The following is a 22,933-nucleotide window of genomic DNA, read 5'->3' as shown; positions in this document are numbered from 1 at the left end:
CCTTACTTGCCGAATTTCATTTTCAACTGCTCCAGCATATCATTTGTGACCTCCACTGCTGGTTTTGGCTTTTTCTGCTGTGGGTTGGCTGCATTCGGGTTAGGACGGTTGGCATTACCGGTATTACCCTGAGGTGTTGCCGGTTTAGGCTTATTGACTGCTGCTGCCTGTTGCTGGTTTTTCTCTTGTTTCAGCAGCTCTTTCTTTTTGCTCCAGCGCGTCCAGATTTCTTCCAGTTTTTTCTTAGTATATAATGGAAAATCACCTTGTTTCATCCATGCATAGTAGCTCGGCTCAATATCGAACACCTGCTCTACCGTTTTACCTTTATGTTTACCGAAATTAAAACATTCCTGATCATCCTCATTGAATACCATTCTGCCTGCAAAGTCTACCGGTTTGTTCATATTGGTGAAAGTATGCAGTGCTTCAACGCTGTTTTGTACAGGTTTGGAGACGTTTCCTTGTTTATCTTCAAAGTCAGTGTCTGCATAACGCTCAATCTGCGCAAGCAGTACATGATAAGTAGCAGTGATGTCGGCCTCAGCAGAGTGCGCATTGATAATATCCTTATCGCAGTAAAACTTGTATGCCGCCTTTAGGGTACGCTGCTCCATCTGGTGGAAGATGTTCTGCACATCTACGAACTTGCGGTCGGACATGTCAAAATCAACACCTGCTCTCAGAAATTCTTCCAGCAGCACCGGGATATCAAACCTGTTAGAGTTGTATCCCGCAAGGTCAGCATCACCAATAAATTCAGCCACTTCAGCAGCGACCGCTTTGAAGGTCGGCTCAGCGGCGATATGCTCATCATAGATGCCATGAATCAATGAAGATGCCAATGGAATGGGCATTTCAGGATTGATGCGAAGGGTTTTAATCAGTTCAGTACCATCGGGCATGGCCTTCAGAATGGCAATTTCAACAATGCGATCGGATCCAACATTTACACCAGTGGTTTCAAGATCAAAAAAAGCTAGAGGGCGGTTTAAATTTAATTTCATTAGTATATCACTATTTTTTTGGGGGTTTACGAACCATTAAGGATTCTTTTGACCCCTTTGGTACCTACTCAAAAGTCGTAAAAATCATCCATTAAACCTTAACTTATTTCCTAATCTTCTAAATATTAATCGATTGTCTTTATTTCCAAAAAATGCGCTCTAAACCATTCAAAATCATTTTTATTTCTCCACAACTAAGTTTAACTTGCGCAGCATTAGAATAAGCTCTTATGAAATATTTTTATCTGCTCCCACTCCTATTATTAACGCAACTGGCCACTTATGCGCAGCTGCCCAATTTTGGCTTTGTTACACATGAAGACATGCAGGCCAAGCGCTCCCTGATCGACAGCAATGCCAATGCAGAGGTGCAGCTTGAATACGGCACGGCAAGGATGAACTTTGATGACAACACCGGGTCGCTCTACATTGACTACGAGTACCAGGCACAAATTAAAATCTTCAATAAAAAAGGTTTTGAACATGGTAACATTGCCATCTATAAACACATCTATAAAGATGGAGATATGGACAAGCTGACTGACGTCAAAGCAGTAACGATCAACTATGTAAACAATGAGTTTGTACGCCACGAACTGGATAATTCCAAAATCTTCAACGAAAAACTGAACAAATATACATCGGTATCGAAGTTTACGCTCCCCAACCTGCAGGAAGGCAGCATCGTCCAATACAGCTATAAACTCAGGATCAACTATATTTTCAACTTTAAAACCTGGGACTTCCAGTCTGACATTCCTAAAGTCAGCAGCAAGTACGTCGCATTCATCCCGGGGCTTTACAATTACAATGTGGTCCTTCGCGGTCCCCTTAAGCTGAGCTCTTCCAATGGCGTCGTAGCTAATGGTTGCATGAGGATCAATGGCCGTGACATCAACTGCTCCAAGATGACTTATGTGATGGACAATGTTCCGGCGTTTATTGAGGAGGACTACATGACGGCGGCAAGCAACTTCAGGGCGGCTATGTATTTTGAACTGAGCGACTATATGTTGCTCGACGGGTCAAAAAGAAACGTAACGAAGACCTGGAAAGACATCGAATATGAACTGGTAAAAGACAACAGATTTGGCTCCCAGATGAAAAAGAAAGATGCCTTCAAGGAGTTGATGCCCTCGATACTGAAAGGTTCAACGGATGAACTCGGCAAGGCAAAGGCCGTATATCGCTACATCAGCAGCAATATCAAGTCCAATGGATTTATTGGCATCTACAGCGAAACAGTGGTAAAAAAAGCACTGGAATCACATTCCGGCAATACAGGCGACATTAACCTGGCCCTGATTTCTGCTTTAACGGCAGCAGACCTCGATGCCGAGGCAGTGGTACTGTCTACCAGGAAAAACGGAGCCATCAATACACTTTTCCCTGTGCTGTCCGACTTTGACTACGTCGTAGCCAAAGTGAATATTGGCGACAAAAGTTTCCTGTTGGATGCCTCCACACCGATGATGCCATTTGGATTGCTGCCTTTACATTGCATTAATGGACAGGGACGTGTGATCAGCCTCAAAAAACCAAGTTACTGGATTGACCTGCTCTCGAGTGAAAAAGACTATACACGTAACAACATGACAGCAAAGCTCGGTGATGACGGCAAAATCCGGGGCGAGCTGATCACCTATTCGTCGGGATATTCGGGTGTGGATAAGCGTAAGGCCATTCAAAAAGCGGGATCTATAGATGAATTTGTTGAAAAGCTCGACGAACAAAAACCTCAATACCGCATCCTGGCGCACGAAATTGAAAATCTGGATAGCCTGGACCTGCCCCTGATTGAGCGGTATACCATTGAAATGCTGGGTTACGAAAGTATGGCACACCCACAGCTGTTCCTAAATCCTTTTTTCATGGATAAGATTGAAAAAAATCCTTTCAATCTTGACGAAAGAACTTACCCCATTGACCTCGGAACAGCCAAAGAAAGCCGTCTTACCATGATCCTTGAAGTACCCGAAAGCTTTGAACTGAAAGACCAGCCCAGGAATTTAAACATTTCATTAGCCAATGCGGGGGGGCGCTACCTCAGCAGCACAGCTTTTGAAGACCATAAAATTTCTTTTTCACAGTTGTTGCAGCTCAGTAAACCCATCTATGCCCCAGAGGAATACCTGTCGCTGAAAGAATTTTTCAGCCGCATTATCCAGGTGCAGAAAACAGACATTTTATTAAAAAAGTCCGGTAAATAACCATGCGTAAATATTGTCTTTCCCTATTCACTATCCTTTGTTCCCTCAGCTCCCTGACAGCTCAGGAGAACTATGCCATTGATCAGTTGCCGGCGACCCTTAAAAGCCGCGCAACTGCAGTATTGCGTCAGGAAGAGACAACCGTCGACATGAAGTCGCCGGAGCTGGTCATCACCACAGTCAAAAAGGCAATAACTGTGCTGAATAAAAACGGTGATGTACATGGCGCATTGAGCATATATTATGACAAGAGCAGGTCTGTACAGCGGATAAAAGGCAGTATCTACAATGCTTTCGGTGGACTGATCTCCAAAATCAGCATGAGTAATTTCTCAGATGAGAGTGCGGTCAGCAATGGTACCCTTTATGCCGACAACCGCATCAAAAGCTTCAGTCCCGTTGTTCAGGACTATCCTTACACCATAGTGTATGAGGTAGAAATCCGCGACAAGCAGAACCTCATCCTTCCCACCTGGAATCCGGGCGAATATCCGGACATGTCGACGCTGCAAAGCAAGTTTACCTTTTTATGTCAGCCGGGCACTAAACTTCGCATCCGTGAGTATAACTTCAAAGGAAAGCCCGAAGTGATCAAAACAGAAAAGAATGACAGCTACAGCTGGACAGCTGCGAATATCCCTGCAAGGAAGGCAGAGTCTTTCTCGCCCGACCCTGACACCTATAATACCGCTGTGAGGATCGCAGCAGAGCAGTTTAGCTTTTACGGTAAGAAAGGCAGTTACAGCAGCTGGGAGGAGCTTGGAAAATGGGAATATCATGCACTCATCAAGGACCGGCAGCTGCTGGGGGCTGAGGTACAGAATGAAATCAGAACACTGGTAAACGGCATCACCGATGACCGTCAAAAAACACGCAGGCTTTATGAGTACATGCAGAAAAGGACAAGGTACATCAGTGTGCAGATTGGTATCGGTGGCAATCAGCCTATTTCAGCCGCCGAAGTACACCGGATGGCTTACGGCGATTGTAAGGGACTGGTAAATTACATGCAGAGCATTCTGAATGTCGTCAACATACCATCTATGTATTGTGTGGTCACTGCCGGAAACATGAAGAAAAGCCTGGATCCCGATTTTGCCAGTATGGACGGAAACCACATTATACTTTGTGTGCCCTTAAAAACGGATACCATATGGCTGGAGTGTACGGACCAGAATAGTCCTTTCGGGCATCTGGGATCATTTACTGATGACCGGTTGGTCCTTGCCTGTACCGCCGGTGGTGGGAAGCTCCTGAGAACTCCGGTGCTAACCCATGAAATGAACCAGCAGATCCGTCATTCAACACTTCAGATCAGCAAGGATGGCAGCGCCAGTGGTACGCTGACCACGCGGTTCAGTGGCGACCAGTACGACAACTATGGAGAATTGATCCAGGAGCCCTATACTGAGCAGCTCAAAAAGCTGAAGGAAATTTATAACATCGACAACATCATTTTTAAAGACTTTAAGCTGAGCCAGGAAAAAGATGTACAGCCCTCCATGCTGGAATCCCTCAAACTGGAGATCCCCAACTATGCCGCTAAAGCCAGTACACGCATGTACCTGATCTTAAACGCTTACAACAGAAGCAATACTGTTCCTGAGGCGAATACACGAACGTTGCCTGTCTACATCAACAGGGGCTTTACGGACGAAGACGAGATCACCTATGAACTTCCGGAGGAGATGGAGTTGGAATTTATGCCGGAGAATAGAACACTTAAAACACAGTTCGGGAGTTATGACATGACGGTCATCGCAAAAGGCAGGCAATTGATCTACAAAAGAAAACGGGTATTGAACAGCGGCACCTTTCCGGCGTCAAGCTATGAAGAGTTCACCAGTTTCATGAACAAAGTAGTGGACTACGATCGTGGCAAAGCGGTATTCAAATTGAAAGGCAGCTAGGTCTAGGTTCAGCTGAGCACGATCAGCCCGATGGCGATGCCAATGATCATGATAAGGTACATCAGTATCTCAGTGGTGGCGAACTTTTTATATTTTGCCCAGAAGGAGGTTTCAGGTTTGTTTTCAGCCATTATAGGAGAATTTAAAGCTTTTTTTTTGCAAGGCGGTTAATTATTGATCGATCCCGCCTTAACCATGGCCTTTTGATATACCGGAAGGTTGAGGTCATCTACAATAACACCCCTGGTGGTCGAAGCGTGTACAAAATAACTATTGTTGAGGTATACGCCGACATGATCTACCGCGCCGCCACCAAAAGAAAAGAAGATGAGGTCCCCTTCCTTCAGCTGCCCAGGATTCTTTTTGCGGATCACCTCCGCCTGGTCCCTGGACCTTCGAGGAAGCGTATTCCCGTAAATGTCCTTCTGCAGCAGCAGTGCAAATCCAGAACAATCAATGCCCCGTTTGTCCAATCCGCCGAGTTTATACTGTACCCCGGTCCAATCCGTAATGAAACGGTACAGGGATCTGCTTTTCAGCTGCGACATCGCATCGGCAACTCTGGAAGCGGTAGCGGTACCTGGTTTGATGGTTTTTCTCCTGGAACTGCAGGAAGAAAGTATAACCATCAACAACATCAGTATAAATAAGGCATATCTTCTCATAGGCATTAGTTTTTTACGATCCGCTGGATCTCATCCAGCTTCATCAGGGCTTCTACAGGAGTAAGGATATTGACGTCCAGGTTGTTGAGGGTGTCCCTGATTTTCACCAGCACGGGATCTTCCACAGCAAACATGTGCAGCTGGTAAGCCTGGTTCTGTACTTTCTTGATGCTATCCTTGATGCTCTGTCCTTCCGTGCGGTCTACCTCCAGCTTTTTCAGGATCTCATTGGCCCTTGCGATCAGTTTCGGCGGCATACCAGCCATTTTGGCCACATGGATACCAAAACTATGTTCGGAGCCACCTGGGATGAGCTTACGCAGGAATATGACCTTATTTCCCAGCTCCTTTATGGAAACATTAAAGTTCTTGATGCGGCTCATGGTATTGGCCAGTTCGTTCAGCTCGTGGTAATGCGTAGCAAACAAGGTTTTTGGCTTTGCTGTAGGGTGCGTATGGAGGAATTCTGCAATCGCCCAGGCGATGGAAATACCATCGTAAGTACTCGTTCCTCTGCCGATCTCGTCCAGCAGGATCAGGCTGTTGTCGGAAATATTATTAAGGATACTTGCGGTCTCGTTCATCTCCACCATAAAAGTACTCTCACCCGAAGAAAGGTTGTCTGAAGCGCCCACCCTGGTAAAGATCTTATCTACCAGCCCGATAGCCGCCGCCTTTGCTGGCACAAAGCAGCCCATCTGTGCCATGAGCACGATCAGTCCGGTCTGGCGTAGTATCGCCGACTTACCCGACATATTGGGACCGGTAATGATGATCACCTGCTGGGTTTCGTTATCAAGGAACACATCATTGGTAATGTATTCTTCGCCCACAGGCAGTCTTTTCTCAATAACGGGATGCCTTCCCCCCTTAATATCCAACACCTTACCCTGATTCACCTCAGGTTTTACATAATGATTTTTAAGCGCCAGTTGTGCAAAACACAGCAATACATCCAGCTGCGCAATTGTAAAGGCGTTCAGCTGGATCTCCCTGATGTAGGCACTCACCTGTAACATCAGCTCCCCATAGATGCGCAATTCGATCTGCATGATCTTTTCTTCCGCACCGAGGATCTGTTCTTCGTATTCTTTGAGTTCAGGCGTGATGTAACGCTCTGCGCTAACCAGCGTCTGCTTCCTGATCCAGTCGGCAGGCACTTTATCCTTATGCGTATGTGTCACCTCCAGATAATACCCGAATACATTATTGAACGCCACCTTCAGAGAAGGGATGCCCGTTGCCGCGGCCTCTCTTTTCTGGATTTCCACGAGGTAGTCCTTACCACCAAAGGAGATTTTCCGCAGGCGGTCCAGTTCCTCATCGATCCCATCAGCAATCACATTTCCTTTGATGACCAGTGCCGGAGGGTCCTGCTGCAGCATCCTTTCCAGCTGCTCACGAATGCTGAGGCAGCAGTCCATCTGGTCGGCCAGTTTGCTGAGGAATGGGTTTTTCGCGGTTTCAGAAATCTTCTTGATCTCCTCAATGTGGTACAATGCCTTTTTCAACTGGCAGAGTTCCCTCGGCCCCACCTTCTGAAGGCCCACTTTGGAAATCAGGCGTTCCAGGTCGCCGATCTGTTTGATGTGAGATAAAAACTCCTCTACCAGGGGTTCATCAGCGACGAGAAACTCTACCATCCCCAGGCGTTCCTGGATTGGCTTCAATTCCTTGAGTGGCATGATGATCCATTTATGGAGCAGACGGGCGCCCATGGGTGTGGAGGTCTGGTCCAGGATCTGGAAGAGCGTAACAGCATTGTCGTTGGAGGAGCTCACCAGTTCCAGGTTGCGGATGGTGAACCTGTCGAGCCACATGTATTTATCTTCTTCCAGTCTGGTGATGGAAGTGATGTGTTTCAGGTTGCGGTGTTCAGTCTCATTGAGGTAATGCAGGACTACACCCGCAGCGATGATACCCAACTGAAGTTTATCTATACCAAAACCTTTTAAAGAACTGACTTCAAAATGTTTATTTAATGTTTCATTTGCATAGTCACTGGTAAATGCCCAGTCGTCCAGGTGATAAGTATAAAAGCGGTCGCCAAACAATTCCATGAATTCCTTGCGTTTGCTTTTCTGGAAAACCACCTCATTGGGTTTAAATCCCTGGAGCAGTTTGTCGATATATTCAGCATTACCCTGCGCCAGGTGAAATTCCCCTGTGGAGATGTCCATGAAGGACACCCCAAGGCCGGCTTTATCAAAATAGACCGCAGCAAGGTAGTTGTTTGATTTCTGGCTGAGGATGTTGTCATTATAGGCTACCCCTGGCGTCACGAGCTCGGTCACCCCTCTTTTGACGATGGTTTTAGTGGTCTTTGGATCCTCCAGCTGGTCGCAGATTGCTACCCGCTGTCCGGCCCTGACGAGTTTAGACAAATAATTTTCCAGGGAGTGGTGAGGAAAACCGGCGAGTTCAATCTTACCTCCGGGCCCGTTGCCTCTGTTGGTGAGGATGATGCCCAGGATCTGGGAGGTCTTGATCGCATCTTCACCAAATGTCTCGTAGAAATCTCCCACCCTGAATAATAATAAAGCACCGGGATACTTTGCCTTAATGACATTGTATTGCTGCATTAAGGGGGTTTCTTTAGTCTTGTCTTTAGCCAAAATGATTTAATTTACAAAATCGTAAAGATAGCATCTGAGGCGATACGCTTTACGATTTATTGAAAATTTTAATTGTGAACAGTTGAGGCTTTTAGGCCGTGGTGTACTCCAGCTGGGAGATGTAGGAAAGGAATAAATCCAGCGCTTCCCTTTTTGACGGGGTCAGTTCAAAGTCGAGTTTGTGCATGATGTAATCTTCCACATCAAAGTTGTCGTACTTTGGTAGCGACAACAGTAATTCTTTGCGGTGTTCCAGTCCGAATGCCAGTGCCGCATTAAATTCATCGATAAAATCCTGGGGGATTTCCCTGTTGGCCACCCATGCCGCATAAACAAAAGGAAGGCCGGTGAAGTTCATCCACTCTTCCCCCATATCGTAGGCATAGGCATACTCGTCTTTTTTTCCAAAGGTACGGTCGCCAATCAGTACGATGGCATCCGTTACCGCATCCGGGTCTCTCGTAAATTCCACATCCTGTTTCCAGTGGAACTTAAGCAGCACCTTTGCAAGGTTATTTGAAGTACGCGAGTGGCTGTCCAGCCTTAACGTTCTAATTTCGTTATAGGGTACGCTGCTGAAGATGAATACAGAGTTTACCGCACCAACAGAGCCGATGCAATAGTTGGCGATGATGTTGGCATCTGGCACCAGCGGGATTGCAGCCACGGGGATCAGGCCAAGGTCGACCGTTTTATCGATCACGTTCGCTGCACAGTCGGTAGGAATATCCAGGCGCAGGTCTATTTTATCCTGCAGGTCTGCATGTTCGATTCCGTAAAGAAAAGGTTTGGTATTGGTATAGGAAACTGCGGAAATCTTAATCTTGCTCAACGGAAAAATGATTTAAATGATCGGTATTGTTGAATGCCGTGATGACATACTGATCACCGGTCAGTTCAACTTTATAGAGCGTGGTATTCTGATGTGGAAATTCGGTCATGTCTTTGAGGGGCCTGTTGGTCAACAGACACAACAACAGGCGCATGGCCCTGCCGTGCATACATACGAGCACTGTCTTCTCATTTGGTGCAGACTTGATGACCTCAAATGCTTCTTTTTGACGGGCCACGACCTCATTTGGGCTTTCACCACCTTCAAAATGAGCATCATAATCGCCGGAAGTCCATCGCTCCATCATGTCTTTAAAAGCCGCAATGGCTTTTTCATCATTCTCAGCACCTTCCCAGATTCCCCAAGCCAGTTCATCCAGTCCGGGTAACTGCTGCCATGGCATTCCGGCATCGATAAACCCCTTGACGGTCTGGTGTGTCCTTTTCAGTTCAGAAGTATAAACCTTATCAAACGGAACATCTTTATACATTTCATAAAATGCAGCAGCCTGTTTACGGCCAGTATCATTAAGATCGCTATTGATGCCTCTTCCCTGTACAATCCCTTGCCTGTTGAGCTCGGTTTCTCCGTGTCTGATGATATATATTTCTTTATCCATTAACTAACTACTGGCAATTTATAATATTGCGGTTTAACATCGTCCTCAAACACGAAATCAGTGTAGTCAGTAACGACATTGTAAAGTGTATCTCTTTCTATGGGCTGTCTGCCTACCTGTTTGATGAGGTTGACCAGCTCCTGTGTGTTCATTGCGGGGTGTTGTTCTTCCGCACCAGCCATGGAATATATCTTGGTAGTATCATCCAGAGTACCATCGATATCGTCCACACCGAAGTTGAGCGACAGCTGTGCAGTCTGGCGACTGATCATTGCCCAATAGGCCTTGATGTGGTCGAAGTTATCCATATAAATGCGGGCGATGGCATAGTTTCTAAGGTCTTCAATTACAGAAACCTCAGGAACATTGTCCATCTGGTTGTTCTGATTCCTGAACTTCAGGGGAATGAAGGCCTGGAACCCACCGGTTTTATCCTGTTGTTGACGCAGGCGCTCCATATGGTCCACACGATGCCAGAACTGCTCAATATGACCATACAGCATGGTTGCATTGGTTTTCATGCCCAGTTTATGAGCCTGCTCATGGATGTCCAGCCATTGTTCAGCATTACATTTATCATGGGCAATCTTTTCGCGCACCTCAGGGTGGAAAATTTCGGCACCACCACCAGGCATGGAGTCCAGTCCGGCCTCCTGCAGGTATTTCATACCATCATAATGGCTGAGCTTTGCTTTTTTGAAGATATAGTAATATTCTACAGGCGTCAACGCCTTGATGTGAAGATCAGGGCGGTGTGCTTTGGCACGCCTGAAGAAGTCGCTGTAAAAATCAAGGTTTTGTTTAGGCACCACCCCACCGGTGATGTGGACTTCTGTTACCGGCTCGTTATCGTACTTTTTAAGTACGTCCATCATGGCATCAACGCTCATCTCCCATCCTTCCTCACGCTGTTTGATCATGCGCGAATAGGAACAGAATTTACAGTCGTACACACAAACGTTGGTCGGCTCAATATGAAAATTGCGGTTGAAGAAAGTTTTTTTGCCATGCTTCTGCTCTCTGATGTAGTTGGCTAAAACGCCCAGGTAACCGAGCTCTGCATGTTCATAAAGGTAAACGCCCTCATCGAAAGTAATTCTCTCCTGCTGCTGTACTTTTTTCGCAATGGCAAGAAGCTCAGCGCTTAAACCTGAGTCGTCCAGGAGTATGGCTAGTTTTGAATTGGTATCCATTATTTAGTGTATGTTGGATATTGAGTGTATGATGGACAAAAATAACATAAAAATAGCAGATAACCCCGATTTTAACGGCATTAGCTGTCAGCATTATGTCAAAGAGCTTTTCTGCTTTGTGCATTTCCACGTATAACACCCACTATTTCAGCCTGATTTTATCAATAAGCTCATCATCAGTACGCGTTTTAAGAAATGAAATGATTTTCTGATGTGCTTGCGCTCTAACGCAATACCGGGATGATCATTTTATAAATGGGCTTTCATTTTAACGACAGGATTTACAGCACATCAGGTGCCATAAGAAAACCTGCTGTAACAAATTAAGGTTTAGGATCGGTAAAACCCCAGACTAGGAAATGTCAGGAAATAAAAAAAGGACCCAACCACGAGTCCTTTAACCTAAACCAAACTTAACTAAAAACTTATTTCGATGCGGTGAAGTTCAAAACGATGTAAGCCGTTGAATTACCGTATTCTACAGGTGACTTAATCACCAGACTTTCTTTTGATGAGGAGAACAATACCGATCTGTAACCTTCGGTTACATTTTTGGCTTTATCGCCTTCATAGATCTTTTTGAATTGGAATGTTTGATCCTTAGGACTGGCAGACCAGAAGATGGTTTGTGTTTTTGCTGCACATGAAGCACCGCCTGGAAGGCTGTAGCTACCATTTCCGCTATTGGTCAGTCTCCAGGTACTACCAATGAAACAGGTATATGAACTTTCTCCGAAAAGGGACTTTACTGAACTCTGAGGAACACCTTCGAAAGTGATTTCGTTCAATACCCAATTGCCAGTCACGTCTCCTCTACTTACTGTTTGAGTTGCAGCACCGCCTTTTGGTGAACAGCTCTGCAAAACCATTAATGAACTGCATAAAATGGCTGCTATCAGGAATATTCTTTTCATATCAATGTTATTTTGTGTGTTCATTACATAAATCTTGCCAAAACTTCATAAAATTAATTTTTACCTTAGCAATCTTAGTATATTAACTAACATACCTAATTTATCATCCTGAAAATGAAACCAGAAACTTTAGCCATACATTCCGGAAATTTATATAAAACTGACACTGGTGATGTGACACCGCCGATCAACCTGTCGACCACCTTTTTAAGAAATGAAGAGGGTGGCTATTCTGGCGGACATATGTATAGCAGGGTGAGCAATCCGAACCGTTCTGCACTCGAAGCCGTACTGAGCGAGCTGGAGGGCGGCCTGGAAGCCTGTGCCTTCTCCTCCGGTAACACCGCAGGGATGTCTCTTTTCCAGGCGCTGAAACCCGGCAGTCACATCATCGCACCAGATGACATGTACTGGGGTTTCAAAAAACAATTGCAGAGCATCTTTGCGGACACATTAGAGATCGACTTCATCGACCTGACACAGCCGGCGCTGGCAGAACAGCACATCAAAGAGAATACCGTGATGATCTGGGTAGAAACGCCATCCAATCCATTGTTAAAGGTGACCGACCTGAAAGCGATATCAGCGATCGCCAAAAAACATGGACTCGTGTTGGCCTGCGACAGCACTTTTGCTTCGCCATGCCTGCAAAATCCGATTTCATGGGGTGCCGACATTGTGATGCACTCCTCTACTAAATATATAGGCGGCCATAGCGACGTGCTGGGTGGTGTGCTGATCACTGCCGCAAAAACGGAGCTTTGGGAGAAGATCCGGAATGTGCAGCAGATTGGTGGTGCCGTACCTTCGCCCTTCGATTGCTTTCTGCTGCTCCGCAGCATCAAAACCCTTCCCTACCGGATGCGTGGTCATTCTACAAACGGCATGGCCCTCGCCAGACACCTGCAACAACACCCAAAGGTAGAAGCCGTTTATTATCCCGGCCTGCCGGAACATCCTCAACATGACGTAGCCAGGGAACAGATGACGGATTTTGGGGGCATGTTGTCCATATTGGTAAAAGGCGGTGCCACTGAAGCCCGGAAAGTGGTCAATACTGTAAAAATCTTTGCACAGGCCACCAGCCTGGGTGGCGTAGAAAGCCTGATTGAGCACCGCGCCTCCGTGGAGGGCCCGGATACCAAAACCCCACAGAATTTAATTCGGATCTCTGTAGGTCTGGAACACATTGACGACCTCATTGCAGATTTCGATCAGGCCCTAGGCTAGTCAAAAACACCCAGAAAACAGATAAAAATACTTTTATACAACTAAATATCAATGTATTACAAAATAACCAAAATATAATTTTGGTTATTTTGTCACTTAGTCCTACATTTGAACATTATTTAGCGAAAGCTAATCAAGTCATCACCTCTTAAACTGGGTTTTGATTTATAAAGAAGTGGCGAGAGACAGGCTCACTGACCCACTGGCAACCCTCCCAAAATGGAGAAGGTGCCAATTCCTGACCAGGTGGCATGGTGTCATTTGGAGAGATAAATTAAGATAATGAGAACAGTTAAAACTACACCTATTGCTTTAGATTATTGTTGCCTGCCGCGTACGATGTGTATGTGCTGCTGCATATAATCATCTGAAATTCTTCCTTTTGTATTTTTTGTAATCATCCGGAAGGCCTCTTATGAGGTACGCAAAACAGCTATATACTTTTCAAAATAAGTCCGTATAGCATACTGTAATTCAACGATTTCTCTAACATTAACCAGTATTATCATGTCCGCTAACTATAAATTCGAAACATTACAACTACATGCAGGCCAGGAAATTGATCCTACTACAGGATCACGCGCTGTGCCTATATACCAGACCACTTCTTACGGCTTCAAAAACTCTGAACATGGAGCCAACCTGTTCGCTTTAAAGGAGTTTGGCAACATTTATACCCGCATCATGAACCCGACCACCGATGTTTTCGAGAAGCGCATTGCTGCTCTGGAAGGCGGTGTTGCTGCTTTGGCAGTGAGCTCCGGGCAGGCGGCGCAGTTCATCGCACTGAACAATATCCTGGAGGCTGGCGACAACTTTATATCCTCTTCTCATCTTTATGGCGGATCTTATAATCAATTTAAGGTGGCCTTTAAACGTCTGGGCATTGAAGTGCGTTTTGCAAATGGCGACGACGCAGATGACTTCGAGACAAAAATCGACGCCAATACCAAGGCAATATATCTGGAAAGTATCGGCAACCCTTCTTTCAGCATCGCTGATTTTGAAAGGCTATCGGCCATTGCCAATAAACATGACCTGCCATTAATTGTAGACAATACCTTTGGTGCTGCAGGGTACCTGTTCAGACCTTTGGATCATGGTGCACATATTGTCGTGCAATCAGCAACCAAATGGATCGGCGGGCATGGAACGAGCATCGGCGGTGTCATTGTTGATGGTGGTACCTACAACTGGGGAAATGGCAAATTCAAACAGTTTACGGATCCATCAGAAGGATACAACGGATTGGTCTTTAATGATGTATTCGGAATCGGCGGTCCTTTTGGCAACATACAGTTTGCCATCCGTGCCCGTGTGGAAGGACTTCGCGACTTTGGCCCTGCCCTTTCTCCTTTCAACTCTTTCCTCCTGATTCAGGGTTTGGAAACCTTATCACTGCGTGTGCAACGTCATGTAGACAATGCACTGGCGCTGGCAACATGGCTGGAGCAACACGCGCAGGTAAAACTGGTAAACTATCCCGGACTGGAAAGCAGCCCTTATCATGCCAATGCGAAGAAATACCTGCAAAATGGATTCGGCGCGGTATTGTCCTTTGAGCTGCATGGCGATAAGAGCCAGGCTACCGCATTGGTGGATCACCTTAAACTGATCAGCCACCTGGCCAATGTGGGTGATGCGAAAACACTGATCATCCAGCCTTCAGCCACTACCCACCAGCAGCTGAGCGAAACCGAACAGGCCGCCGCCGGGGTGACACCCAACCTGCTGCGCATCTCTGTAGGTATCGAACATATTGACGACATTAAAGCCGACCTGGAGCAGGCTTTTGCGCTGATCAGAAAGTAATCAGCAATCTTCCGGATCGGCAACCTTCCGGAAATGCCAATACCGGTGCCGGCGCCTTTATAAGGGCCCTGGCACCAAACATAAAAAAGAACAAAACGAAAGACCAAGGGCGAAAGCCTGATACGAACACCAATTAATGAGTACTACATCCACTTACACCTATAACAAATCCTTTAAACTGGAGAGCGGCAAAAAACTGCGAAAGGTCGATCTTGCTTATCAGACTTACGGAAAGCTGAATGCCAAAAAGGACAACGTCATCTGGGTCTGCCATGCGCTGACTGCCAATGCGGATGTCCTGGATTGGTGGAAGGGATTGTTTGGCGCCAATGACCTCTTTAACCCTGAGGAGCATTTTATCATTTGTGCCAACGTACTCGGTTCTCATTATGGCAGCACCAACCCACTGAGCATCAACCCCACTACAGGACAGCCCTACTACCTGGCCTTTCCGGAATTTACCATCAGGGATTTTGTGTCTGCACATCGCCTGCTGGCGGCTCATCTGGGTATACAGCAGATCAAGGTGCTGATTGGTGGATCCCTTGGCGGACAGCAGGCGCTGGAATGGGCCCTTGCAGATGATAAGGCGATAGAAAACCTCATCCTTGTAGCTACGAATGCTGTGCATTCCCCATGGGGCATCGCCTTCAATGAGAGTCAGCGGATGGCCATTGCTACCGACAGGACCTTCTATGCACAACAGCCCGATGGTGGCTTAAAGGGGCTGAAGACAGCGAGAAGCATTGCCCTGCTATCCTATCGTACCTATGACGCCTACAATGCAACACAGGCAGAAAGTGTGAACGACAAAACAGGTGCGTTCCGTGCTTCCTCTTATCAGAACTATCAGGGGGAGAAACTGTGCAACCGTTTCAATGCCTACAGCTACTGGTACCTGACGAAGGCAATGGACAGTCACAATGTTGGCCGTGGCCGCAAGAGCGTTACCGAGGCCCTCGCACAGGTGAAAGCAAACACGCTGGTGATCGGCATTGAGAACGATGTGCTTTTCCCACTGGCGGAACAGGAATTCCTCAGCAAACATATTCCGGGAGCTGGATTTCACAGCATCAAGTCTGCTTATGGTCATGATGGCTTCCTGATTGAAACGGACATCCTCACCAACATTATCGGCACCTTTTTGAGAGAAACAACAAACAAGAAAATAATTAAATTACATAAAACAGCCTAACAATAGATGAGTAAGAAACTTAAAATCGGTTTATTTGGATTTGGAGTGGTTGGTCAGGGATTACACGACATCATCCTTGGCCAGGACCTTAACCTGGAAATCGTTAAAATAGCCATTAAGAATCCGGAGAAAAAACGTAGCCTGAACGCAGCTCTTTTTACTACTGATCATGATGAGATCCTGAATAACGAAGAAATCAATACTATTGTTGAGCTGATTGACGATGCCGATGCTGCTTTTAAAATTGTTAAAAAAGCACTGACGAGTGGCAAAAATGTGGTCTCCGCCAATAAAAAAATGATCGCCGGCAACCTTGCTGAGCTGGTAGAATTACAGGAAAAACATGGCGTTTCCCTGCTTTATGAAGGTGCGGTATGTGGCAGTATCCCCATCATCCGTAACCTGGAAGAATATTATGACAATGAGTTACTGCATGGCATCAGCGGTATTTTCAACGGATCATCCAACTACATCCTTTCGAAAATTTTCAATGAAAACATGGAGTATGGTGTCGCACTGAAACAGGCACAGGACCTGGGCTTTGCTGAAACCAATCCTATTCTAGATGTGGGAGGTTACGACCCTAAATTTAAGCTGGCTATAGCAACCGCACATGCTTATGGATTGTTCATCAATCCAGACAAGATTCTTAATGTAGGCATCCAGAACCTGAGCGACAATGACATCAGGTACGCCAAAGAGAAGAACTTCAAAATTAAGCTGGTACCTACTGCACGTAAGATCAGTACGAAACAGGTGGTGACTTATGTGTTGCCTAAATTTGTGAAATCCGACGACTTCCTCTTCAACGTGGAAAATGAATACAACGGGGTGACGGTACAGGCCGCATTTGCCGACAAGCAGTTTTTCTTTGGAAAAGGGGCCGGTGGACACCCTACAGGGGCAGCTGTACTTTCAGATATTGCCGCCCTGCGCTACGACTACCGTTATGAGTATAAAAAATACCATCAGCACAACGGACTGGTACATACTGACAATGTCAACATTGAGGTGTACCTGCGTTACGAGCATGAATATACCCTGGAGAAACTGAATGTTGAAAACATCATTGAGCGTTTTTCGCGTCAGGATTACAAGTATGTGATTGGCAGCGTCAGCCTGAAATCATTACTGGCCAACCGTGAGCTGCTGGAACAGAAAGACATCTTTATTGCCCATACCGGCAGATATACCTATACTGAGCAACAAGTTCAGATCGTTACTGAAGAGGAAATACTTTTTAACTAATTCAGCTTTGTTTTGATCGCAGAAAGGCCCCGGAAATCCGGGGCCTTTTGCGTATCTGTTATTTTTAAAAATCAGCACAGCCTGCACGATCAATGTACAGGTTTTGCTTTCGTTATGCTGCAGTTCAGATTTCTCTGTTGATGTCCCAGTTCTCCAGGTAATCAGCCACACGGCGCACAAAGGATCCACCCAACGAACCATCTACTACACGATGGTCGTAGGAGAGCGACAAGAACATCATGTGCCTGATGGCAATGACATCTCCAAACTCTGTTTCCAGCACTGCCGGTTTTTTCTTGATGGTACCTACAGCCAGTATCGCCACCTGTGGCTGGTTGATGATCGGTGTGCCCATCACATTGCCGAAAGAACCTACATTGGTAAGTGTAAATGTACCGTTCTGCGTCTCATCGGGTTTCAGCTTCGAGCCTCGTGCACGCTGTGCCAGGTCGTTTACCGACTTGGTCAGTCCTACGAGGTTGAGCTGATCGGCATTTTTTATGACCGGCACAATCAGGTTACCACTGGGTAATGCGGCTGCCATTCCAATATTGATGTCTTTCTTTTTAATGATCTGCGTACCATTTACAGAAATATTGACCATTGGAAAATCCTTAAGAGCCTTAGCTACAGCTTCAATGAAGATTGGCGTAAAGGTAATCTTTTCATTTTCACGTTTTTCAAAATTGCGTTTCACCTTCTCGCGCCAGAGCACCATGTTGGTAACATCTGCCTCAACAAAGGAAGTTACATGGGGCGCTGTGTGCTTACTCATCACCATGTGGTCAGCAATCAACCTGCGCATACGGTCCATTTCAATGATCTCATCACCACCACTTACACTGGCAGCAGGCTTTGACACCGGTGATGCAGCAGTTGCTGATGGCGTCGGGGCCACATTTGCCGGAGCAGACTTAGGCTCGGGAGCAGTAGTTTCTGTATTGATCTTTGCAGCAGCGCCATGCCCTCCGTTCTTCTGCTGAATATAGTTTAAAAGGTCATCCTTTGTCAGACGTCCTTCAGCGCCGGTCCCAGTGATCCGGTCGAGTTCAGTCATACTGATGTTTTCCTGGGCAGCGATGTTCTTCACCAACGGCGAATAGAAGCGCTCTGAAGCATCTTCCCTTGGAGCTGCCGGACTTTCTACAGGTCTTTCTTCCAATTGTTCCGTCCCGGGAATGTGTTCTTCAACGACAACCGGTTCTGGCTGAAGCGCCGTTTCCGGGCTAAGCGTAGTTTCAATAGTGGCATCTGTTTCAATGATCGCAATGACTGCGCCTACCTGCACCACATCATCCTCATTGAACAGCTGTTTTACTAACTTACCGGCAATAGGTGAAGGAACCTCAGAGTCTACCTTATCAGTAGCGATCTCTAAAATGGTGTCATCCATTTTGATCAGATCGCCTGGTTGTTTAAGCCATTTGATAACTGTTGCCTCCGCAACGCTCTCCCCCATTTTCGGTAACAATAATTCGTATTGAGCCATTTTTTATTTTTTGATTGGTATCGGGTACAAAAGTAAAGTATTTCGCACACTTAATCCTCATCCTGCCGGAGTTCATTCAAAATCATACTGAGTGCAGCAATGGCCGAACGCTCTATATTTTGCGCCCTTTTGTTGCCAAAAACACACAACCGGGTGACTACGCGGTAGCGATTAGCTACTGCTATCCAGACAGTTCCGACAGGCTTCTCTGGAGTGCCTCCATCAGGCCCGGCAATGCCACTTACTGCCACAGCATAATCTGTATTAAAATGTTTTTTTGCACCGGCTGCCATTTCTCTGACCGTCTCCTCACTCACCGCACCAAATTGTGTCAGCGTTTCTGCTTTCACCCCCAGAACAGACATCTTCAGTTCGTTGGAATAGGTGACCCCACCGCCCATGTAGACAGCGGAAGATCCCGCATGTTGCGTGATCAGGTGGGCAATGTATCCACCGGTACAGCTTTCAGCGGTAGATAGGGTCAGCTTTCGTTTTTTCATCTGGTCGAGCAGCGCCTTTTCCAGGGCAATGTCTTCTTCCGCAACTACATACTTGCTGATCCTGGTAATGATCTGCTGTGCATAACTTTCCACCTCCTCATGCAGTAATTTTTCATCCGTCCCGGTACCACTCAGGCGCAGACGTACCTGCCCTAATCTTGGCAGGTAAGCCAGTTTGATGTGTGGTGGAAGCTGGTCTTCAATGGTCTCAATTTCAGTAGCCAGGAAAGACTCCCCGATGTTTGCCGTGAGTATGGTTTTATGAAAAATCGCAGGCAGCTGAAAGGCTTTTTTCAGACGAGGGATGATCTCTTCTTCCATGAGGTACATCATCTCAAAAGGCACACCCGGCATGGACACATAAATCTTCCCATGTTCCTTAAACCACATACATGGTGCTGTGCCATTCTGGTTTTTGATGACGGTACATCGGTCAGGCACATCCGCCTGTTTTCTGTTGAGGTCGATCATTGGCCGGTTGAGGCGGGCGAAGATATCGGTTACATGCTGTAGCGTCTCCTCATCCCTGCGGAAGCCCATATCAAAATAGCGGGCAAGGGTCAGCTTGGTGATGTCGTCCTTTGTGGGACCGAGGCCGCCGGTAATCAGGATCACATCGGCGCGTTTTTCCGCTTGCTGAAGTGCTTCAATGATGTGTGCTGCGTCGTCAGAAACAGAGCTGATCTGCTTCACCTTCATTCCGATGAGGTTGAGTTGTTTCGCCATCCATGCGGAATTGGTATCCACAATCTGACCAATGAGGATTTCATCTCCTATGGTAATGATTTCAGCTAACATAATGATAGATTAGAATCGGGTATAGTAATTTTTTCTCTTGCTCAGCTTGAGATCCTGCAATACAGAGGCCTTCACCTTGATGTCAACAGAGTAAGACTGGTACCTTCCGAAAGGCACCCAGCTGAAGCTCATGTCCCAGCAGTGGAGATCCCGGTAAATGGAGAAGTTCGTTTGCGCAAAAGTCTTGGCATTGAAATCCCATCCGGAGGTGAACTGCACTTTCCAGTTGGGGGTGATGTTGGCATCGCCGTTAAAGTTTAAGGTGTTGGTGATGTTGCTGTTCAGCCCTACACGGTCGGTGGAATACTGGAAGCTATAACTGAAGGCAAAGTTCCATGGAATGTTAAAATCGACAAATGCATTGGGATCACGGCTGACCAGTCGCAAAGCCTCTGCCTGCTCCGGGGTCATTCCCTGGCGTTTGGCTTCCTCATTGACATTGTCCATATTTTCATTTCGGCGCTTGAGTGCTTCCGGGTTGAGGCTATAATCAAATGAGAAGCCGATACGCGTCAAACGCGGCAGCCTTCCATTCTGCCAGGTATAGCGGTCCCTGAGGATCCTTGTACCCAGACTATCCTCATACACATAAGGATCCAGTTCACCGCTGTAGTTGATCCCCAGCTTATCACTGAACTGTGAACGGCCACTGAAACTCAATGTAGACAACTTGTAGGACTTGGCCAGGAAGTTGTAGCTACCGCCAATGCTCAGCCCCTGGATTACGGGGATTTTCTTTTCTCCCTTACCGGTAGTATCATTTGGTACCGCTACTTTAGCCTCTACTGTATTCTCTAACGAGAAGCTGATCGACGCATTCTGGCCGAGACCTGGACCACCATATAAGGAGCCTTCATGAATAGAGTACATCAATGGTACCCCTCCACTCATCACGGGATCGTTAGGATTGTTATCATAGTACGCAGTCAGGTAGTTGCCTTTGGTAAAATCGGGGCGGTAGCTGAAGTTGACACTCGGTGTCATCACATGTCGGAGGGCCTTAAAGTTACCCAGGTTTGTAAATTGCGCTGTAGAGTAGATCTTGGTAGACATCCCCATGTTCAATGAATATTCGCCGGAACGATTGAATCCTGGAATGGTATCTGTCTGGGTGGCATCCGTACCTGTTAAAGTACGCATATATGTTTTTCTGATGCTCTGGAAGTGCCAGCGTTCGGTATAGTTTACGCCGGTATTGAAGTTGAAATATTTGAATACATTAAAGGCCATGTTGATCGGGATGTTATGCTGAAATCCGTTTCTGTATTTATTCAGGCTTTCCTTTTTAAAAATCACACTATCACCAGCTATGATGCTATTGCTCATCTGCATGCTGTATCCCAGGGTAATTTTTTGAAACCATTTTTGTTCCCCGAGTCTGTCTTTAGAGTCAAAAGGGTTGATGGTGTTCATGCTCAGACTGACATCTGGCAATGTAAGACTCACTGTTTTAGCACGCGTATCCTGATTTGCCCTCAGTGCGGAGGTAAGGTTGAACAGCCCATCGCCAAAAGTCTTTCCATAGGAAATACTGGAGCTCATGGTATTTCTTGCAATCCTTTGCGGATCATAAGTACCACCGGCAGCCGTATTCTCATTATAGGTACTCGTACCAGCATCCACTGAAGCGGAGAAGGTAGATCCGGGATTGGCATTGGCGTTCTGGGAATGGCTCCAGGCGATGTTGAAATCCTTAACAGGTTTGTATTCCGGTGTACCTTCCAGACCATACCTGTTGCTGCCATACCTCAGGTTGACACTTCCGTTATATTTATATCTTTTGATGTAATTCGAAGTCAGATTGGCCTCATAAGAACCTCTGGTATAGATGGTCGCCAGGATCTTGGCATCCCAATAATCGCTCAGTCCCAGGTAGTAACCACCATCACGCAGAAAGAAGCCCCTGGTATAATCCTCTCCCGGAGAAGGCAGGATCACCCCGGACGATTTTTTGTTGGGCTTGGGAAAAAAGGCAAAGGGAAGTCCGAGTGGCAAGGGGATGTCTTCGATCTTGAGGTATACCGGGCCGGTGATGATCTGGTTTTCGGTTACAATACCTTTGGTGATGTGGATCCCGAAATGGGGATGTGGCAGGTTACAGGTACTGTAGGTCTGCCCTTTACTGTGGATCTCGTCATCAGGTTGCTTTTTGGCAATCCCGCCGGTAAAAAACCCACCCTCCTGCTCTGTAAACACCTGATATATTTTTCCGGCGCCACTTTCTGTATTGTAGCGGATGGAGTCGGCCATCGAGGGGCTTTGTCCTTCCAGCTTAAAAATGGGACGGCCTACATATTTGCCTTTCGCGTCTGTTTTACCACTGGCAAAGATCTGTTTCGTTTTAGAGTTGTAATAAATATAGTCGGCATCCAGCTCAAGTCCCTGAAAGACGACTCTTGCTTTTCCATACAGGTAAAATGTACCATTCTTTTTGTCGACCTTGTTAGAGTCCTGCGCTGAATATTCAATGATCTCGCTGGCTGCTTTTTTCGTAGTATCCTGAGGGTCACCTACAACAGGTCGCTTTTTAGTCGTATCAGTCTGCTGGGGATTGACCTGTTGCGTGCCGGAGAAGGGCTTTCCAGGAGTAGACTGAAAGGGCGAAAAAACAGAAAATGCAAGGGACGGGATACTGGTCAGGGCCAGTAAAACAAGCAGTTTAAAAAAAATGATGTGGCGTAAAAGTTTCAAATTCG

Annotated in this window: 17 protein-coding genes and 1 riboswitch; of the genes, 6 read left to right on the top strand and 11 right to left on the bottom strand. The window is 46.4% G+C overall.

Going from position 1 to position 22,933, the window contains the following annotated elements:
- Positions 1–2: 2 nt before the first annotated feature.
- Positions 3–1,007, bottom strand: a complete 1,005-nt coding sequence (locus PBAL39_RS02875; protein ID WP_008238085.1) for a 3'-5' exonuclease — start codon at positions 1,005–1,007, stop codon at positions 3–5.
- Between the two features lie 230 nt (positions 1,008–1,237).
- Here PBAL39_RS02875 and PBAL39_RS02870 point away from each other — a divergent pair, with 230 nt between their 5' ends.
- Both PBAL39_RS02870 and PBAL39_RS02865 read left to right on the top strand, forming a co-directional pair.
- Positions 1,238–3,217 (top strand): DUF3857 domain-containing protein, encoded by a 1,980-nt coding sequence (locus PBAL39_RS02870; RefSeq protein WP_008238083.1) that lies wholly within the window; start codon positions 1,238–1,240, stop codon positions 3,215–3,217.
- Positions 3,218–3,219: 2 nt separating this feature from the next.
- Complete coding sequence (locus tag PBAL39_RS02865) at positions 3,220–5,127, top strand: DUF3857 domain-containing protein (protein ID WP_008238082.1); 1,908 nt, start codon at positions 3,220–3,222, stop codon at positions 5,125–5,127.
- An 8-nt stretch (positions 5,128–5,135) separates the two neighbouring features.
- Here the strand turns inward: PBAL39_RS02865 and PBAL39_RS25770 are convergent, their stop codons facing one another.
- From PBAL39_RS25770 to PBAL39_RS02835, 7 genes are all read right to left on the bottom strand, one after another.
- Positions 5,136–5,258, bottom strand: a complete 123-nt coding sequence (locus PBAL39_RS25770) for a hypothetical protein (RefSeq protein WP_008238080.1) — start codon at positions 5,256–5,258, stop codon at positions 5,136–5,138.
- Between the two features lie 36 nt (positions 5,259–5,294).
- On the bottom strand, positions 5,295–5,792 hold the full coding sequence (locus tag PBAL39_RS02860) for a C40 family peptidase (protein WP_157273876.1): 498 nt from the start codon (positions 5,790–5,792) through the stop codon (positions 5,295–5,297).
- Positions 5,793–5,797: 5 nt separating this feature from the next.
- A complete protein-coding gene (gene mutS, locus PBAL39_RS02855) occupies positions 5,798–8,407 on the bottom strand; it encodes a DNA mismatch repair protein MutS (RefSeq protein WP_039866010.1) in 2,610 nt (869 codons plus the stop codon).
- A 91-nt stretch (positions 8,408–8,498) separates the two neighbouring features.
- A complete protein-coding gene (locus tag PBAL39_RS02850) occupies positions 8,499–9,239 on the bottom strand; it encodes a menaquinone biosynthetic enzyme MqnA/MqnD family protein (protein ID WP_008238073.1) in 741 nt (246 codons plus the stop codon).
- Complete coding sequence (locus PBAL39_RS02845; RefSeq protein ID WP_008238071.1) at positions 9,226–9,858, bottom strand: histidine phosphatase family protein; 633 nt, start codon at positions 9,856–9,858, stop codon at positions 9,226–9,228. The genes PBAL39_RS02850 and PBAL39_RS02845 overlap by 14 nt, the downstream gene beginning before the upstream one ends.
- Positions 9,858–11,051 (bottom strand): aminofutalosine synthase MqnE, encoded by a 1,194-nt coding sequence (gene mqnE, locus PBAL39_RS02840; RefSeq protein ID WP_008238069.1) that lies wholly within the window; start codon positions 11,049–11,051, stop codon positions 9,858–9,860. The genes PBAL39_RS02845 and mqnE overlap by 1 nt, the downstream gene beginning before the upstream one ends.
- A gap of 425 nt (positions 11,052–11,476) precedes the next feature.
- Positions 11,477–11,965: a hypothetical protein gene (locus PBAL39_RS02835; RefSeq protein ID WP_050784303.1), complete on the bottom strand. Its 489-nt coding sequence runs from the start codon at positions 11,963–11,965 to the stop codon at positions 11,477–11,479.
- Between the two features lie 114 nt (positions 11,966–12,079).
- On the opposite strand from PBAL39_RS02835, the gene PBAL39_RS02830 reads away from it, so the two are divergent.
- The 4 genes from PBAL39_RS02830 to PBAL39_RS02815 all read left to right on the top strand — a co-directional run bounded on the left by PBAL39_RS02830 (position 12,080) and on the right by PBAL39_RS02815 (position 17,450).
- On the top strand, positions 12,080–13,195 hold the full coding sequence (locus PBAL39_RS02830) for a PLP-dependent aspartate aminotransferase family protein (protein WP_008238064.1): 1,116 nt from the start codon (positions 12,080–12,082) through the stop codon (positions 13,193–13,195).
- Between the two features lie 162 nt (positions 13,196–13,357).
- Positions 13,358–13,471: riboswitch (SAM riboswitch) on the top strand.
- Between the two features lie 231 nt (positions 13,472–13,702).
- On the top strand, positions 13,703–15,007 hold the full coding sequence (locus tag PBAL39_RS02825; protein WP_008238063.1) for an O-acetylhomoserine aminocarboxypropyltransferase/cysteine synthase family protein: 1,305 nt from the start codon (positions 13,703–13,705) through the stop codon (positions 15,005–15,007).
- Positions 15,008–15,143: 136 nt separating this feature from the next.
- Entirely contained in the window at positions 15,144–16,202 is a 1,059-nt protein-coding gene (gene metX, locus PBAL39_RS02820; RefSeq protein WP_008238061.1) for a homoserine O-acetyltransferase, read from the top strand.
- 6 nt (positions 16,203–16,208) lie between these two features.
- Positions 16,209–17,450 (top strand): homoserine dehydrogenase, encoded by a 1,242-nt coding sequence (locus tag PBAL39_RS02815; RefSeq protein WP_008238060.1) that lies wholly within the window; start codon positions 16,209–16,211, stop codon positions 17,448–17,450.
- Positions 17,451–17,574: 124 nt separating this feature from the next.
- On the opposite strand, the gene PBAL39_RS02810 is transcribed toward PBAL39_RS02815, so the two are convergent.
- The 3 genes from PBAL39_RS02810 to PBAL39_RS02800 are packed head-to-tail and all read right to left on the bottom strand — an operon-like array spanning position 17,575 to position 22,928.
- Positions 17,575–18,939, bottom strand: coding sequence for a dihydrolipoamide acetyltransferase family protein (locus PBAL39_RS02810; protein ID WP_039866009.1), 1,365 nt, complete (start codon positions 18,937–18,939; stop codon positions 17,575–17,577).
- A 50-nt stretch (positions 18,940–18,989) separates the two neighbouring features.
- Complete coding sequence (locus PBAL39_RS02805; RefSeq protein WP_008238058.1) at positions 18,990–20,237, bottom strand: competence/damage-inducible protein A; 1,248 nt, start codon at positions 20,235–20,237, stop codon at positions 18,990–18,992.
- 9 nt (positions 20,238–20,246) lie between these two features.
- Positions 20,247–22,928, bottom strand: coding sequence for a putative LPS assembly protein LptD (locus PBAL39_RS02800; protein WP_008238057.1), 2,682 nt, complete (start codon positions 22,926–22,928; stop codon positions 20,247–20,249).
- Positions 22,929–22,933 lie beyond the last annotated feature (5 nt).

This window comes from Pedobacter sp. BAL39 (genome assembly GCF_000170795.1).
Lineage (GTDB): Bacteria > Bacteroidota > Bacteroidia > Sphingobacteriales > Sphingobacteriaceae > Pedobacter.
Note: the sequence above shows the minus strand (reverse complement) of the source record. Positions and strands in the feature narration are given on the sequence as shown.